The organism is Microbulbifer maximicatervae (SeqCode) (assembly GCF_052467385.1).
This window is the reverse complement of sequence record NZ_CP174311.1, coordinates 3,190,686-3,206,591: the sequence shown is the minus strand read 5'-3', so window position 1 is coordinate 3,206,591 and position 15,906 is coordinate 3,190,686. Positions and strand designations below refer to the sequence as shown.

The 15,906-nt window shown below is 47.8% G+C and carries 12 protein-coding genes; 10 read left to right on the top strand and 2 right to left on the bottom strand.

Annotated features, from left to right (window positions below; genetic code table 11):
- The first annotated feature begins 31 nt into the window (after positions 1-31).
- From sohB to ACJJIR_RS13515, 4 genes are all read left to right on the top strand, one after another.
- Positions 32-1,177 carry a protease SohB gene (gene sohB, locus ACJJIR_RS13530; RefSeq protein WP_444905756.1) on the top strand — a complete coding sequence of 382 codons (1,146 nt, stop codon included), beginning with the start codon at positions 32-34 and terminating at the stop codon, positions 1,175-1,177.
- Between the two features lie 40 nt (positions 1,178-1,217).
- Entirely contained in the window at positions 1,218-2,231 is a 1,014-nt protein-coding gene (locus tag ACJJIR_RS13525; protein WP_444905755.1) for a YhdH/YhfP family quinone oxidoreductase, read from the top strand.
- A gap of 159 nt (positions 2,232-2,390) precedes the next feature.
- Entirely contained in the window at positions 2,391-3,653 is a 1,263-nt protein-coding gene (locus ACJJIR_RS13520; protein ID WP_282933415.1) for a patatin-like phospholipase family protein, read from the top strand.
- A gap of 245 nt (positions 3,654-3,898) precedes the next feature.
- Positions 3,899-5,206: a polysaccharide lyase gene (locus ACJJIR_RS13515; RefSeq protein ID WP_444905754.1), complete on the top strand. Its 1,308-nt coding sequence runs from the start codon at positions 3,899-3,901 to the stop codon at positions 5,204-5,206.
- 43 nt (positions 5,207-5,249) lie between these two features.
- Here the strand turns inward: ACJJIR_RS13515 and ACJJIR_RS13510 are convergent, their stop codons facing one another.
- Positions 5,250-5,981 carry a pseudouridine synthase gene (locus tag ACJJIR_RS13510; RefSeq protein ID WP_444905753.1) on the bottom strand — a complete coding sequence of 244 codons (732 nt, stop codon included), beginning with the start codon at positions 5,979-5,981 and terminating at the stop codon, positions 5,250-5,252.
- Positions 5,982-6,410: 429 nt separating this feature from the next.
- Here ACJJIR_RS13510 and ACJJIR_RS13505 point away from each other — a divergent pair, with 429 nt between their 5' ends.
- On the top strand, positions 6,411-7,619 hold the full coding sequence (locus ACJJIR_RS13505; protein ID WP_444905752.1) for an RtcB family protein: 1,209 nt from the start codon (positions 6,411-6,413) through the stop codon (positions 7,617-7,619).
- A 79-nt stretch (positions 7,620-7,698) separates the two neighbouring features.
- A complete protein-coding gene (locus ACJJIR_RS13500) occupies positions 7,699-7,887 on the top strand; it encodes a hypothetical protein (RefSeq protein WP_413665191.1) in 189 nt (62 codons plus the stop codon).
- 21 nt (positions 7,888-7,908) lie between these two features.
- Here ACJJIR_RS13500 and ACJJIR_RS13495 read toward each other — a convergent pair whose 3' ends face one another.
- A complete protein-coding gene (locus ACJJIR_RS13495) occupies positions 7,909-8,298 on the bottom strand; it encodes a YchJ family protein (RefSeq protein WP_282933410.1) in 390 nt (129 codons plus the stop codon).
- Between the two features lie 152 nt (positions 8,299-8,450).
- On the opposite strand from ACJJIR_RS13495, the gene ACJJIR_RS13490 reads away from it, so the two are divergent.
- From ACJJIR_RS13490 to ACJJIR_RS13475, 4 genes are all read left to right on the top strand, one after another.
- Positions 8,451-8,978, top strand: coding sequence for a TetR/AcrR family transcriptional regulator (locus ACJJIR_RS13490; RefSeq protein ID WP_282933409.1), 528 nt, complete (start codon positions 8,451-8,453; stop codon positions 8,976-8,978).
- 38 nt (positions 8,979-9,016) lie between these two features.
- Positions 9,017-10,081 (top strand): efflux RND transporter periplasmic adaptor subunit, encoded by a 1,065-nt coding sequence (locus tag ACJJIR_RS13485; protein ID WP_413665192.1) that lies wholly within the window; start codon positions 9,017-9,019, stop codon positions 10,079-10,081.
- A 43-nt stretch (positions 10,082-10,124) separates the two neighbouring features.
- On the top strand, positions 10,125-13,232 hold the full coding sequence (locus ACJJIR_RS13480; RefSeq protein WP_444905751.1) for an efflux RND transporter permease subunit: 3,108 nt from the start codon (positions 10,125-10,127) through the stop codon (positions 13,230-13,232).
- Positions 13,233-13,526: 294 nt separating this feature from the next.
- On the top strand, positions 13,527-15,728 hold the full coding sequence (locus tag ACJJIR_RS13475) for a hypothetical protein (protein WP_444905750.1): 2,202 nt from the start codon (positions 13,527-13,529) through the stop codon (positions 15,726-15,728).
- Positions 15,729-15,906 lie beyond the last annotated feature (178 nt).

Sequence of the window (15,906 nt, the reverse complement as noted above, 5' to 3'; positions counted from 1 at the left end):
AAAATTAGTTAAGACGGAAAATGGAGTCTAAGTGGAATTTTTAATTGAATACGGCCTTTTTCTAGCCAAAATTGTTACGGTTGTCGTGGCCTTAATGGTGTTGATAGGTTTTATTTTTGCAAATCGAGAGCAGCTGAAAGAGCGTGTTCAGGGGCATATCACAGTTACACATTTGAATGATCGCTATGAGCAGTTTAAAGAAACACTGCTTGAAGCTGTGATGGATAAGCACGAATTCGCCCGTCGTAAAAAGCAAATGGCGAAAGAAAAGAAGACTCAGGAAAAAGCCCTGGCTAAAAAACATAAAGCTGAGAGCAAAAAGCAGCCTGAAAAAAGTGCTGCTACTTCTTCCGACGTTGCTAAAGAGGAAGGAGAGCATGAGTCCAAGGGTATAAAAGGGGAGTTGGTCTCCGAGCGCAAGCGTGTCTTTGTTATGCAATTTAATGGGGATATCAAAGCGAGTGCGCTTTCCCATTTGCGTGAAGAGGTGACGGCCATTCTTCAAGTGGCAGAGTCCAGAGATGAAGTTCTCCTTTGTCTTGAAAGCCCTGGGGGCATGGTGGCGAACTATGGTTTGGCCGCCAGCCAGTTAACCAGGATTCGCAGTGCAGGTATCCATTTGACTATTGCGGTCGATAAAGTGGCTGCCAGTGGGGGCTATATGATGGCCTGTGTTGCAGACCGTATCCTGGCAGCACCCTTTGCGATGTTGGGTTCTATTGGTGTTTTAGCTCAGATGCCGAATTTTAACCGCTTGCTGAAGCGCAATGATATCGATTACGAACTGTTTACTGCGGGCCAGTACAAGCGCACTGTGACCATGTTTGGTGAAAATACTGAGGAAGGTAAACAGAAGTTCCAAGAAGATTTAGATGAGATCCATATTCTGTTTCAGCACTTTGTCGGGGAGTACCGTCAAAAACTCGACGTCGACAAAGTTGCCACGGGCGAGGTTTGGTTCGGGCAAAAAGCCCTATCCTTGGGACTGGTCGATGAGCTGAAAACGTCAGATGAGTACTTGACCAGTTGTGCTAAGGACTGCGACTTATATCAGGTGGAATTCAAAGAACGGAAAAATATAGCTAAGAAAATAGGGCTGGCGGCAGAAGCCGGTGTGGAATCGGCGGTCACTCGTCTCTTTTCACGGCTGGCAGCTCTGCGTCATCAGGCGCAATAGTTGTAACGTTACAGGTTGATAGTGCTGCGGGATATACCCCATGGAAATAGATAGGGATGAAAAATTTCGGGCAATTCAGGTTGCCGAAGTAGCTTCGGGAAAATTTGACCAGTCTGTTGTTGAGCGTCAGCTTTCTGAGCTTCCCGATAACCCCTTGCTGTTGGCCGTAAGTTATTCATCCTTGAATTTCAAAGATTCTTTATCTGCGTTTGGCAATCGTGGGATTACTAATGCCTACCCCCATACCCCGGGTATTGATGCGGTGGGCAAAGTGCTGTTCGATCGGAGCAAGACGTTTCAACCGGGTGCCGAATTATTGGTCAATGGCTACGATTTGGGCATGAATACTTCTGGTGGACTTGCAGAGCGTATTGCCGTTCCTCCGCAATGGGCCTTGCCAGTCCCCGAGGGCCTAACAGCTTGGGAGTCTATGGCTCTGGGTACGGCGGGTTTTACCGCCGCGCTTTGTGTTGAAAAGCTCCTGGAGTCCGGCGCATCTCCTGAGGATGGAGAGATTCTGGTAACAGGTTCAACCGGGGGCGTCGGCTCTGTTGCCGTCGCCTTGCTGGCGAAGCTAGGCTTTCGTGTCGCAGCAGTGACGGGAAAGTTGGAGTCTGCTGATTATTTGGCGAGATTGGGCGCATGGAAGGTTCTCGACCGGGATACACTGGCCCCTTTTGCCAATAAAGCGATGGCCAAGCCATTGTGGGCTTGGGCTGTAGATACTGTGGGCGGGGAAACGCTTTTTAATGTCATTAAATCCCTGCGCTACGGCGGCGGAGTGGCTGCTTGTGGTATGGCTTCAGGTGCTCAATTTCACGCCAATGTATTTCCATTTATCTTGCGCGGTATTAGTTTGTTGGGTGTGGATAGTGCTGTTTTACCAATAGAAAAGAAGGCAGAAGTATGGAAGCGGTTGGCCAGTGAGTGGTATATCGGCGATAAGCTCGACAGTATTGCGGAGAATATTAGCCTTGATCAGGCTCCAGAGTTTCTTGCGCGCTTAAATAGAGGGCATGGAATAGGTCGTTACGTTGTAGATATGGCTCTCTAATAGATCTATCGATTTAGAATAATAAGTACACTTAAAAGATTCTATTTATCTTACCAAATATCCCCGGCAACTCTGAATCTGAGTTGTATATGGGCTTTTTTCTCAATAGCCTTTAAGCGGACTCTGTTGTTTGCGGGCTTGTTGTATTGGAAGAAAACTTTGTCGACAAGTAACAGTGAAAGTAACAAACCTGGCCAGCGTAATGCTCTGGTTCTCTCTGGGGGAGGTGCGCGTGCTGCCTATCAAGCGGGCGTTTTAAGGGCGCTTGCGGAACTGGTGCCAGAAGATAATCCTCGGCCCTTTCAAATAATCTGCGGCACCTCTGCAGGAGCTATGAACGCGATGCTTCTCGCCTCTCATACAGGTACCTTTAAAGAAGCTGTCGACAGAATGTGCTCTGTTTGGTTGCAGCTTAGTGTTGAGCAGGTTTATCGCACCAGTTGGCGTAGTTTACTTGGAAACCTGTTTTCTATCAGTCGTTCGCTCTTGAACCAAGGTGTGGGTAGGCAAAAACCTTTGGCACTCCTGGATAACAGTCCGCTGCGCAGCTTGGTTGAGCGCGAGATAAACTTTGACAATATTCAAAAAAATATTTCGGCTGGGCATTTGCATGCCACAAGTGTTAATGCGCTTTCTTATAGTGAAGGGCAGTCCGTCAGCTTTTTTCAGGGGGCGGAGAATGTTAAAGGATGGCAGCGGTTTCGTCGCTTTGGAGTGCCCACTCAATTAACCTCGGACCACCTATTGGCATCAGCAGCAATTCCTGCCATTTTCCCGGCGGTCAAATTGGATGGGGTTTATTTTTGCGATGGTGCCATTCGTCTGATGGCCCCGATTAGTCCGGCACTGCATCTCGGTGCCAAGCGTGTCTTTGTGGTGGGTGTGTCGGACAACCGTTCTCCAGCCCATTGGGGGAGTCGCAACAGTCCTGCGCAGATGGAGTCCCCTTCGATGGCGCAAATAGCTGCTCAGTTATTCAATGCCGCATTTATCGATAGCTTGGAGGCGGACTTGGAGCATCTGGATCGAGTAAATATGTTACTTGACTATGTGGATCCAACAGATCATTCCGATTTGAAATTGTTGCGTTCGGTAGAGTCGGTTGTTATTGAGCCCTCGCAGAGTTTAGGGCGTCTTAGTGGCAGAAAACTTGGTCACCTTCCCTCGGCGCTACGCTGGTTATTCCGCTCAACGGGTGCGACCAATCCCGGTGGCGGTGTTTCTGCAGCTAGTTATTTATTATTTGAAAGGCCATATATCGAAGAACTTATCGATCTCGGCTATCAGGATGCCATGTGGGAAAAAGATAAATTGCGCAGTTTTCTACAGCCGGAGCCGGAAGGTAAAACTGAGCGCAAGGGGCTCTTTGGGATTCGCAGTAAATCTCAAGAAGAGGCTTCTCACGGTAATTCTGAACACTGACCTTAGTTTCTCTCCCCTCATTGGCGTGACTAGCGCCTTTCATTTTAGTGAATGTTTTTTCTTCAAGTTTCTAAAGGGCGTTAAACGCCCTTGAATCCATTATTATTCCGCCAAGGCGGAGGAAGCCTTTAGCATTTATTTTCGCGCTTTCTTATGATTTTCTCGGGCTATGTGCGCCCTCACTCATCCGAACAAGTAGCTTCTATATTTAATAGTGATGTCAATGCTGTCGGGTATTATTCAAGATGTTTTCTGTGTTTTTACTCGTGACTCTTTTTTCATTTAGTACAGGTAATCAGGATTTCGCCCAGATGATCGGTAGGGTTGATCGGGTTGAATATTTGGGGGGAGGCTTGGTTGTTTCTGGGTGGGCTTGTCAGAAAGGAGTATTCAAGTCAGTTTCTGTTGGTCTTTATCTAGGTAGCGATAGGAGAAGCGGGTTTCCATTAAAAATTTCCAGAGCTGATCAGGCGTCGTCAAAAGGAATTGCCAATATATGTGATACCCAGGGCGTTCCCCATGGATTCAAATTCTATTTGAATTATGAGGAAATGAAAAAATTTGTAAGAAAGAAGATCTATGTATACGGGTTTTCATCAAATCAAGGCAGATTCAGTGCAATTTCAAATTCTGGTAGATATCGGGTTGGGATCCCCTACATGAAATATACCGATATTACCTTGTTGCGAAGAACTTTTGATTTGCAGCCACTGGCTACGTTTGATGATCAGCATTTAAATTTAATTCCAATGCCCGGTAATGGGTATGCACTGGAAGCTCAGTACATTCCTTATGAGAAGGGTTCGGAGAGAATTAGTACATCGACCCAGTTAGCCAAATCTGTTTCATCGGCAACTCTCGCTTACGATGTGAAGTTTCATCGGAACTTCGAGTTTGTTAAGGGCGGTAAGCTACACGGCCTTGCTGGTGGGGGGCAGGCTTCAGGATGCGTACCTATCGATCCGAAGAGTTGGAGTGTGCGGGTTAAGTTTGGTGCGGAGGGTAGGGTCGGGCTCTATACCTATCATCAGGATAGAGTCGCTCGGTGTGGAGATGGGTATCAAGGGAGTGACAGCTTTAGATTTGAGCGGGATACTTGGTATCGGATTGAGTTGTTTGTGCAATTAAATAGCAGTGCAACTAATGCTGACGGATATATCGAGCTATTTATAAATGGCAAAAAAATTGTAGAGGAACAAGGGTTACGGCTGACTGGTAGTGATAGGGTAGCTATTGATAAATTTCAGTTCAGTACTTTTCATGGCGGTAGTTCAGCTTTGTGGTCACCCTCCAAAAAAGTCTATGCCTACTTTGACAATATTTCAGTGAAGCAAGGGAGAAAGATATATGGCCTTAAGGGGGCTGTATGCGAAAATGAGAAAGCTGGAATATACAATGGGTCGGGAGCTTGCTGTTCCAGCTCGTGTGGGGCCTGTGGCGGCCCTGGATGCGGCCAATTAAATGGCGGAAGCTCAGCCTGTTGCACATCGGAAATTATTAATTCAGCGCCATTGTGCTCTTATCCTGGGCAAACCGCCCCATGCACTATGTAAGGCTTGGCTTGAGGGGTTCTGAGTAACTCAGGGGCTTTATAATTTAAGGTTGCCATTTAAATCGCTGAATTAATTGCAAGAAACTTCCCTGTATTTCGCATTGTATTTTCAGCTGAGAACCGCTCACCGGATGTTCAAGCTTGAGTTCAGATGCATGCAAAAGCAGTCGAGAGCACTCGAGCCTGTTGGCAAAGAAACGATTATGGGTTGACTTTCCATATTTCGGGCAGCCAATTAGTGGGTGGTGGATATGCTTGAAATGCCTTCTTATTTGATGGCGCCGCCCCGTTTTCAATTGGATTTCTACTAGGGAATATCGGCTGGTCGGGTAGCGGTCAACCTCATAAGGTAGCTCAATAGTCTCCAAGCGTCGGTACAATGTAACAGCCTGCTGACGTGGCAGATCCGTTTTAGGTCGCTTCCTCTGGTGTTTGAAGTCGGCAACGGGGGGGAGGGCATAGTCAATGACACCTTCTTCTGGGCTATATCCTCTACATACAGCAATATATTTTTTTGATGATAAATCACTTTCCAGCTGCTGCTGTACCTGCGCAGCAATCTCGCTGCTTTTCGCAAAAATAATAACACCGGAGGTAGGCTTATCCAGTCGATGTACTGGATAAAGAAATCTGCCACATAGGTTCCTCAAATATTGCAAAAGTACACGCTTTTCATGGCGGTCTATTTCTGACCTGTGAACAAGCCACCCCTCTGGTTTATAAGCGGCAAGTAAGTAGTCGTCTTCAAAGAGAATGGTAGGTTCTTGAGTGGTCATTTTGGGGGTGTGGCGACTGGACTGTAATTTCGGTAACACGATTTTATGGCATAGCGAGCCCTCAAGCTATGTTGAAAAGTAAAAGTTGGTTAGTGAATTCAGGGTAGAATTTTTATCGATAGGCAAAAAACAGGCTTGACATGGTACCAAATGAGAATAAACTGCACCTAAATTCCATTGCTGATCTAGTTTCAAGGTTAGCATTCTAATTGGCAGTATTTTTGAAGTGGATCGCACCACTAAGGAGCCGTGAAATGCGAAATGTAGATATCAAGAGTTTATTTGTTTAATCGCTTTTCACGCGCTTGAGCTTGGAAAGTAATATTGCTTTCCAAGCCAGACCTTCCAAAAGCCCTGGCAAATGCCGGGGCTTTTTTGTTTTAGCTTGGATTGCCGTTTCAGTTAAGTGGATTAATCCAGGGATAAAATATGCCTGTGAAAACAGTGTTAAATCGAAATGCAGCGCCTGGCACGGTACCGGTAAAAATCTATACCGATGATATTGAGCCCCAGGCAATGCAACAGTTAAAGAATATTGCCCAGCTTCCTATTGTGCACTCCCATGTTGCTGCTATGCCGGATGTGCATTTGGGAAAGGGGGCAACGGTAGGATCGGTGATCCCAACGGTAAGTGCGATAATTCCTGCTGCCGTTGGGGTGGATATTGGTTGTGGAATGAATGCGGTGCGAACTTCGCTACAAGCCCATCAGCTGCCAGACAATCTGAAAGCACTGCGGGACGCCATTGAGGTGAAAGTGCCGGTTGGTCAGGGACGACATAAACTGATCAGCGCCAGGGAATCTGCCTGCAAACTTTTAGCTCCCGGTGTGGATAGATTGTTTTCAAAGCATCCAGGGCTACTGAAGAAGCTGCATCAGCCACAAAAAACCTGGGTGACCCAAATGGGTACATTGGGGGGTGGCAATCACTTTATCGAAATTTGTATTGATGAGAGTGGTGCTGTCTGGGTGATGTTGCATTCAGGGAGTCGAGGGATTGGCAATGCTATTGGTCAGCATTTTATCCAGCTGGCCCGTCGGGATATGGCTGGGCATATGCACAATCTTCCTGATAAGGATCTGGCCTATTTCTCAGAAGGCTGCCAGAATTTTGACGATTATATTGAAGCGGTTAATTGGGCGCAGGAATATGCTCGCTGGAACAGGCAGGAAATGATGAAGCTTGTGCTTGGATGTCTGAAGGTAAGCTTACCAAAGTTTACTTTGACCACAGAGGCAATTAACTGCCACCATAATTATGTTGTTCGCGAGCGTCATTTTGATAGAGATGTATTCGTGACTCGCAAAGGGGCTATTAGTGCTCAGAGAGATCAGCTGGGAATTATTCCCGGCTCTATGGGGGCTAAGTCATTTATCGTGCGTGGGCTTGGCAATAAGGAATCTTTTTGTTCCTGCGCACACGGAGCTGGCCGAAAAATGAGTCGTACAGCGGCTCGCCAGCGTTTTACCAGAAAGGACTTGGAAGATCAGACCCAAGGTGTGCAATGCCGTAAAGATAAGGGCGTTCTGGATGAGATTCCTGCTGCTTATAAGGATATTGATCAGGTGATGGAGAACCAGTCCGATCTTGTGGAAGTGGTGCACACGCTACGCCAGGTAATTTGTATCAAGGGGTAAATAAGGAGGTATCAATACAAGTTTTGAGTGAGAAGATATTTGGAAGAGTGGATCTACTAAAAGTAAAAGGTGAAGTTTTATGAAAAAGAAAGAAAAAATTCGTAGTTACGTTGCGCGTAATCCGCTAATGAGAAAGGGCGGCGCCCACGTAAAGGCAAAATCTTCGGGTCGTTTCGCTAGCAAGCAGAAGCTTCGTAAAGAGGTGCGGGAGTGCGACTCCCGCCCCCAGGCTTTTGCTGCTATTTTTTCGTTGATATCGCCTCTTTAGTTAGCCGTGTTCTCTGCTAGCCTATTTCCCATCAGGCCAGTTGGGTAGAGCTTCCAAATATACCCAGCGCTTCTTAAATAACTTAAATAGTGAAATTTCGTGAATCAGGTGTTCTTGGTCATTTTCTGTATACCAAGCCTTAAATTCTACAATCGACTTTTTTAGTCCCGCCTTGCTCTTAATAACTTCCAATTGTGTCCATTGGGTTTCAATATCCTCAGCTTGCAGTTCTGGGCAGGTGTCGGGATGCCAGGTTTTTTTCAGGTACCGAAAGTTTCCGGTTGCAAAGGCTGTATAGCGACTGCGCATAACCGCTTCTGCATTATTGGGGTAAGCTTTTCCCGACAAATAGAGTCCGCAGCAGGTATCAAGGGGCTTGCCCGATCCACAGGGGCAGTACCGATCCGTCATAAATCATCTCTCCAGCGTGAACTTAACGCTCTCGTAACACTTTTTAACCATGTTTTCTGGTGAGGGAGCGTAGCATAGCTTGACCTTTAAAATGTTGCCGCTAAGATACCGACCAACCGGTTGGTTTTGATTGATGGTGCCCAGGAGGTCATGTGTCGAGAGTCGACAAAGCTGCCATTGTTCGAGCAGCAGAAGAAGTAGTCCGGGATCGCGGGGCGCGCAAGTTGACCCTGGATGCGGTGGCTGCACAGTGCGGGCTCAGCAAGGGCGGTTTGATTCATCATTTTCGAACTAAGCAGTCACTCCTGAAGGCGATGCTGGAGGCGGCAATAGCTCGTGAAGATGACAGTGTTGCCACTTTTGTGTCCTCGGGGGACAGCTTGTTGGTGTCGCGCTTGAAGAGCATTTTTGAATTGATGGAGGACGACAAGGGGCTGCCTCGCTCACTGATCGCCGCCGTGGCCGAAGACCCCATGTTGCTGGGACCGGTAAAAGACAAAGAGGAGCAGCAGCGTCGCGATATCTGCGATGCGTATCGTGACCCGGAAATGGCGGAGCTGCTAATCCTGGCGGCCCAGGGCATGTTCCTGGGTCGCGTACTCGGTGTGGTTGAGTCTGAAGACCCGATTATTGAACGTTTACAGGGACGTCTGCTGGCGCTCTCTGCCGACCTGAACTAAAGGTCAGCCCCAGTTAATACAGTTTGTGGATGATGAATATGAATATATCGCCAAGATCGCGTTTCTCATTGGCCGTTTTGATCGCAGCAGTTGCAGTTCTGGCAGGATGCTCCGAATCGAAGACGGAGCAGGCGCAGGCAGAGCACGTCTGGCCCGTGAAAGTAGCTACAGTTGCCAGTAATAACCAGGTCAAAGATCGACAGTTTGCCGGTCGTGTTAAGGCAGTGCAGAGTGTCGACCTATCTTTCCAGGTCGGTGGGAAGCTGGACAAGCTCACAATTCGCGAAGGTGAAATTATTCCAAAGGGAACCCTGATAGCAGAGCTTGATCAGCGGGATTACCTGCGCAGGGTAAAAGAAGCACGATTAAATGTAGAGTTACTGGAAAAAACCCTCAATCGTCAACGCTCTCTGGCAGGGTCAAAAGTTATTTCACAGCAGCAGCTCGATGAAACGAAAAGTAACTTTGACTTGGCTAAAGTGACCCTGGAACGTGCTGAGCAGGACCTGGCTTATACACAGCTAAGGGTTCCTTTCGATGCTTTGGCAACTCGCCAGCTGGTAGAGAATTACACCAACGTCCAGGCCGGCCAGGCAATTGTCCGTTTGCAGAATATTTCTGAAGTTCGAATTCAAATCTCCGTGCCTGAAAAGCTGTTGGCCACCGTTAATGAAGAGCAAGTCAACTCCATGACCGCCGAATTTGAATTTTTGCCGGGCAAGGAGTTCCCACTTACTTACCGTGAGCACCAGGCTGAGGCAGACAGCGTTACCCAGACTTACGTTGTCGAGTTTGGAATGCCCCGCCCCGAAAATGTACAGATCCTTCCCGGCATGACCGCTCGCGTTAGTGTGAAGTTGAATAAAGCGAGTGGTGACCTGTGGGTTCCCCTTTCGGCAGTGCAGACTGGCCCGGAAGGTAAGCCCTATGTTTGGCAAATTAATGCAGACCAATCTGTTTCCAAAGCTTCCGTGACCCTCGGGCGTACTGATGGTGAGTCGGTACAGATTAAGGATGGCATTAGCCCGGCTATGAAACTGGTTGCTACCGGCGGCCAGCACCTTTATGACGGTGCAAAAGTACGCAATTACGCACAGCACTAATTAGTGTGTTAGCTCTGGCCCTGTTAACAGTAGGGAAAATGTTGTGAAGATTTCTGACATATTTATAGAAAAGCCAGTTTATAGCTGGCTGTTGATGCTGATTTGCTTAATCGGTGGTCTTTGGGGGCTTTCAGATATTGGCCGCCTCGAAGACCCTGCGTTTACGATCAAGGAAGCCCGTGTTTACACCTTCTACCCAGGCGCCAGCGCCCAGCGTGTAGAAGAGGAGGTCACCGAAAAGCTTGAGGTGGCCATCCAACAAATGGGACAGCTGGACAAGGTCTCCTCCACCTCAAGTCCGGGGATGTCTGAAATTCGGGTGGAAATCAAAGATCAGTATGCCTCGCAGGAACTTGCCCAGGTTTGGGATGAATTGCGGCGCAAGGTTAATGATGCTCAAAGTGACCTGCCCAGCGGTGCTTTACCTTCTATTGTGAATGATGATTTTGGTGAGGTTTACGGTATTTATTATGCGATTACCGGAGAAGGGTTTTCGCTGACTGAAATGCGTGAAATTACCAAAGCGATTCGCCGGGAGTTACTGGGAGTTGAGGGAGTTGCCAAGGTTTCCCGCTCAGGCATTATCGACGAAGTGGCTTACCTGGATATTGATGAATCCCGCCTGGCCCAGTTTGGTTTTTCCCTGGATGACTTAGCGCAGGTACTGCAATCTGAAAGTTCGACCCAGAAAGTCGGCGAGATTGGAGGCCAGGATTTACGTACCCGTATACTGGTTGATAATCCTGCGAGTGACCTGGAATCCATTCGTAATATTCTCGTCGGCGTACCCGGTTCTACCGCGATGCTGGCCGTCCGTGATATCGCCGATATTTCTCTCGGTTACGATGAGAGCCCAAGCTTTATTGCCCGATTTGATGGTAAGCAGGCCATTCTGCTGGGTGTGGCCGGTGCGGAAAATACCAATATCGTGAACGTTGGCAAGGCGGTAGAGGCCAGGCTGGAGCAGATTAAGCAGGCATTGCCCCTGGGTGTAGAAATCCATCCTATTTACGAGCAGCATCAGGTAGTAGAGGAGAGTGTTGACGGTTTCCTCTTTAACCTGGTTTCTTCTGTCGTGATCGTTACTCTGGTACTTTGTGTATTTATGGGCTGGCGTTCCGGCGTTGTGGTTGGCACTGTCCTCGGTTTGACCGTTTTGGGCACCGTGTTAATCATGAACCTGTTTGGTTTGAATTTACAGCGGATCTCTCTCGGTGCCCTGATTATCGCCATGGGTATGTTGGTTGATAATGCCATCGTGGTTGCCGAAGGGATGCTGATGGGGGTTCAGAGAAAAGAAGAGCCTAAGAGTGCTGCCAGGCGCGTAGTCCGCCAGACTTTCTGGCCACTGCTGGGTGCGACCATTATCGGTATTATGGCGTTCTCCGGTATTGGTCTGTCCGATGATGCTACTGGCGAATTCCTTTTCTCCCTGTTTGCGGTAATTGGTATCTCCCTGCTACTCAGCTGGATACTGGCGATTACTATTACCCCTTACTTGGGCTATCACCTGTTTAAGCCGGGTAAGCAAGCCGACTCGGATGATCCGTACGATGGCCGCTTCTACAACATGTATTCCGGTGCTTTATCAGGAGCGTTGAAGCGCAGGGGACTGACCATTGCAGTACTTATTGTGGTGACCCTGGCCAGCTACTTTGCTTTCGGGTTTGTGAAGCAGGGGTTCTTCCCCAATTCAAATGCTCCTCTTTTTTATGTTAACTACTTCATGCCTCAGGGCAGTGATATTAACCGTACCGACAAGGCGCTTCAGGAAGCGACTGCATTCTTCCAGGAGCAGGATGAAGTTGTCTCCGTAACGGCGGTAGCTGGTCGCGGGGCTGATCGCTTTATGCTGACCTATGCTCCCGAGCCACCCAATGCGTCTTATGGTCAATTGATTGTTCGCACTGAAAACCGGGAGCAAATCCCCCAGTTGATTGAGAGTGCCAAGGCGAAGTTGCGTGTAGCGCAGCCGGAAGCATTGATTACTTTCAAACGCCTGGTGTTTGGTCCCGGTGGCGGATCGGATGTTGAAGTGCGTATTTCAGGTCCGGATTACCAGACACTGCGTACCTTGGCGGTCAGTGTAGAACAGCAGTTCCGTGAAAAAGGACTGGAAGATATTCGTCACAACTGGCGCAGCAGAGAGCCTACTCTGCACGCACATCTGGATGATGAGCGGGCGCGAGTTGCCGGGGTTACCAATGCTGATGTCAGCCGTATGATTCAGTTTGCCACTGCGGGTTACACCGTTGGCGACTTTGAAAGCGGTGACCGTATTATCCCTATTGTTGCCCGTATGCCAGAGGGAGATCGCAATCAGGTGGGTTCACTGGAAGACCGCTTGGTGTGGAGCCCCAATGAGCAGGGATATATTCCGGCAGGACAGTTGATTACTGATTTCGAGTTAACCGCTGATGAAGGATTGATCCAAAGACGCAACAGAGTGCCGACTATTACCATTAGTGCGGATGCGCCTGAAGGTGTTACGGCAATGGCAGCCTTTGGTCGCATACGTCCCTGGGTTGAAGAGATGAAGTTGCCACCAGGCTTCAAGGTTGAATTCGGTGGTGAGTACGAGAGTTCTACCGATGCGCAGAAGTCGTTAGGTAAAGGTTTACCCTTGGGCTTCCTGATTATGATCCTGGTGTCGATATTGCTGTTCGGTACTGTTCGGGAGCCGGTGATTATCTGGCTGGTTGTTCCTATGTGTCTCGTCGGTGTTGTTGTCGGGTTGTTGGCGACGGGATTACCATTTGGATTTATGTCTCTTCTCGGTGTCCTCAGCTTGTCTGGTATGTTGATTAAAAATGCCGTGGTATTGGTGGATGAGATTGAGGTTCAGACTCATGCGGGCCTACCGAGATTGACAGCTATCCAACGGGCCAGCGTTAGCCGTTTGCGTCCGGTATTCCTTGCCGCTGTCACTACTATTTTGGGAATGTCCCCGCTTCTGTTCGACGCTTTCTTTGCGGATATGGCGGTGACAATTATGGGCGGGCTTGGATTTGCTACGGTGTTGACACTGATTGCAATCCCTGTGTTCTATGCGGTATTCCACAAAGTGAGACCCAACGAAGTAATCGGCGGGGAAACTGAAACCAAGGAGCAACGCAAAGAGGCGGCTATTAGCGAACCTGTATCCGTTTAAAACATGTTTGCCCTAATTTGGGGCTGACCTAAGAGTCCCGTACCAAGTTACTATTCGCTTGGTGCGGGATTTTTTTTCTTCGTTTTTTATCCATAAATTATAGGGTTGTTTTCTGATAGGGAGATTTTCATTGAAATATATGAAGACCTTTGTGCAGAAAATTAAATTTATTGAACTAAATTATTATTCGTCTGTAATCAAACCTTATTAAGTCTGTCATTTAGCACAACTACTCTATGCCGCCTTTATAACTGGAACTGCCTTCGGGTGGGGAATCAACGCATTGGAGTGGCAATGAAAAATCATAAATTTTTCAAAAGAGCAGCGTTAGCTATCGCTATGCCGGCGATTTTGGCTGGTTGCAGTGACGATAATGATGATCCGGTAGTGGTAACTCCAGACCCGGAAGTGCCAGAGGAAGTCAGTCTATTTGAGTCAGTTGCTGGTTCTGAGGCTGCTGCGCATATTGGTCCTTCAACAATACAGGTACCACATGTTGTCGCCACGGCTGAAAACGTCAAGGTAATTAATCTGCTCAGCAATGGTTATCTCCCCACCGATTACTCCAGTGAAAACGTTCCCCAACAGGATATGCTTCCTATATTCGAGGAACACCCAAGTCTCGATGCTGCGGATACGGATGGCCTTTATGTATTGTCTGGAGAACCCGATGGTTTGGGGTATCTGGATAATGACGACGATACATTTACCCTGTTTATGAACCAGGAACACTACAACTTTGTTGGCGGTGATGGGGTGGTTCTGGAGAACTCAAATCGCAGTCTCCGATCGACAGGCACCTTCATTTCAAAGTGGGTAATCAACAAAACCACCGGGGAAATTGAGGGTGGTGAGGATCTGATTAAAGGTGTTTATGCCTGGCGACGTACCCTGTATGACACGGATGGTGAGGTTGCTGAATCTCCAGGATATACCTACGTAACACAAATGAAACCCTATTTTGATGCGGATGGGGACCTTGTGAATACGGGAGCATTCGAACGCTTCTGCTCCGCAACTCTGCCAGCTGAAACTGCTTTCTATAATGCGGAAAGCGGCAAAGGTACCCAGGTGCGGATGTTCTTGACTGGCGAAGAGAGTGACGGTGGCGAGAGCCTCAAAACTTACTACGATGGTTTGGTTGAGAAGCGTGGTTATGAGGGGTTGCGATTTGATGCTTTTGGTAGCATCAGTGGCGAGGCGAAAGCCAAGAGTGAGATCGAGTCTGTCTACGAGTACGACAAATCGGAAATTTATATCGGTCGCGGTATCGCTGTTTTGACAACCGGAGACAATGCTGGTGATGCTTATGAATTGCCACTACTCGGTAAATCTCGCTTTGAGAATATCGTACCCAACTATAAAGCACAGGATAAAACCATACTGCTGTCTGTCGATGATGAACGGCCTCGGGGTGATGAAGATGATGCTTATCGCAATGGAGGTTTTCTCACAGTCTATGTTGGTGAAAAAACCAATGAAGGCAGTGAAGTTGATAAGGCTGGCTTGACCAATGGTGAGCTGTATGCGGTTCGGGTTCTGGATAGCGATGGCGCGCCGGTGGTTGATTTTAGTGATAGTGGCAATCGAGCGCTGTTTGACGATAGTGAATTAATATTTGAGTTGGTACAACTCTCCAGCCGGGACACCGACGGCGATGGGAAGCCAGAAGATATTCGCGATATGAGCCAGGAGGTTTTCCGCATTCATACCACTGGAATGGAAGTCTCCCAGTGGCGTTCCCCGGAAGATGGTGATTGGGACCCATTAGATCCCAATAGCTTTTATTTTGGAGCCAAGTATGGTGTATACCAGCTTGAGTTTGCGGATATCACCAATCCAACAGATGGTGGAATCATCAAGAGAGTGGTGAGTAGCAAATCTGATGGCGATATAACTGACAACTATGAAAATTTCGACAATATGGCAGCGGTTGCTGGTGTCGATAATAAGACTCGCTTGGTGTTGCAATTTGATAAATCTAATTATTACTCACCAATCTACGTTCTCGATCCTGAAACCGGAGAGATGATTCGTGTTGCCGAATTTAACCCGGAAATTATTGGCGATAGTGAAGACGAGCTCGATCTGAAGATCGAGAAACAGCTGGCAAGTGGAGAGCTGGAAGCTGAGCCTACCGATGAGGAATACCAAGCGCTGCTGGAAGAGCATGTGAAGAGTAAGCCCTACCGTCAATACTACTCACAATCCTCCAAGGTTCGCAGTGGGCTGGATGATACCGGGATAGAGGCTGCGCTCTCTACCGATGCTGAAGCATCCGGGGTTATTTATGTGGGCGATATTCTGGGTGATGGTTGGTTCTTGAGTTCAACCCAGTTTCACTATGATTTTGAAGGTCGAGTGGATAGTTACCTGAATTCCTTTAATGTGCGTGACCAAAAAAATGGTCCCTCTACACAATTGATTCAGGAAATGATGGCCGGAGGACAGTTGCACGCAATCTATATCCCTCAAGCGGTAGGGCTGGACAAGTAGCAAAATCTATCATTGATAAATTATGCCCTGTCAAGCGTTAATCAGGCGGGGCATTTTTATTAGGAGTAAAAAAATTGATCGAAATATCCTGCTCTTCATTACTCTTGCTATAGCCCTATTTTTTCATTTGGGGTGTTTTGTATAACGTTTGAACCATTTCTTATTGATTTGAACCGCC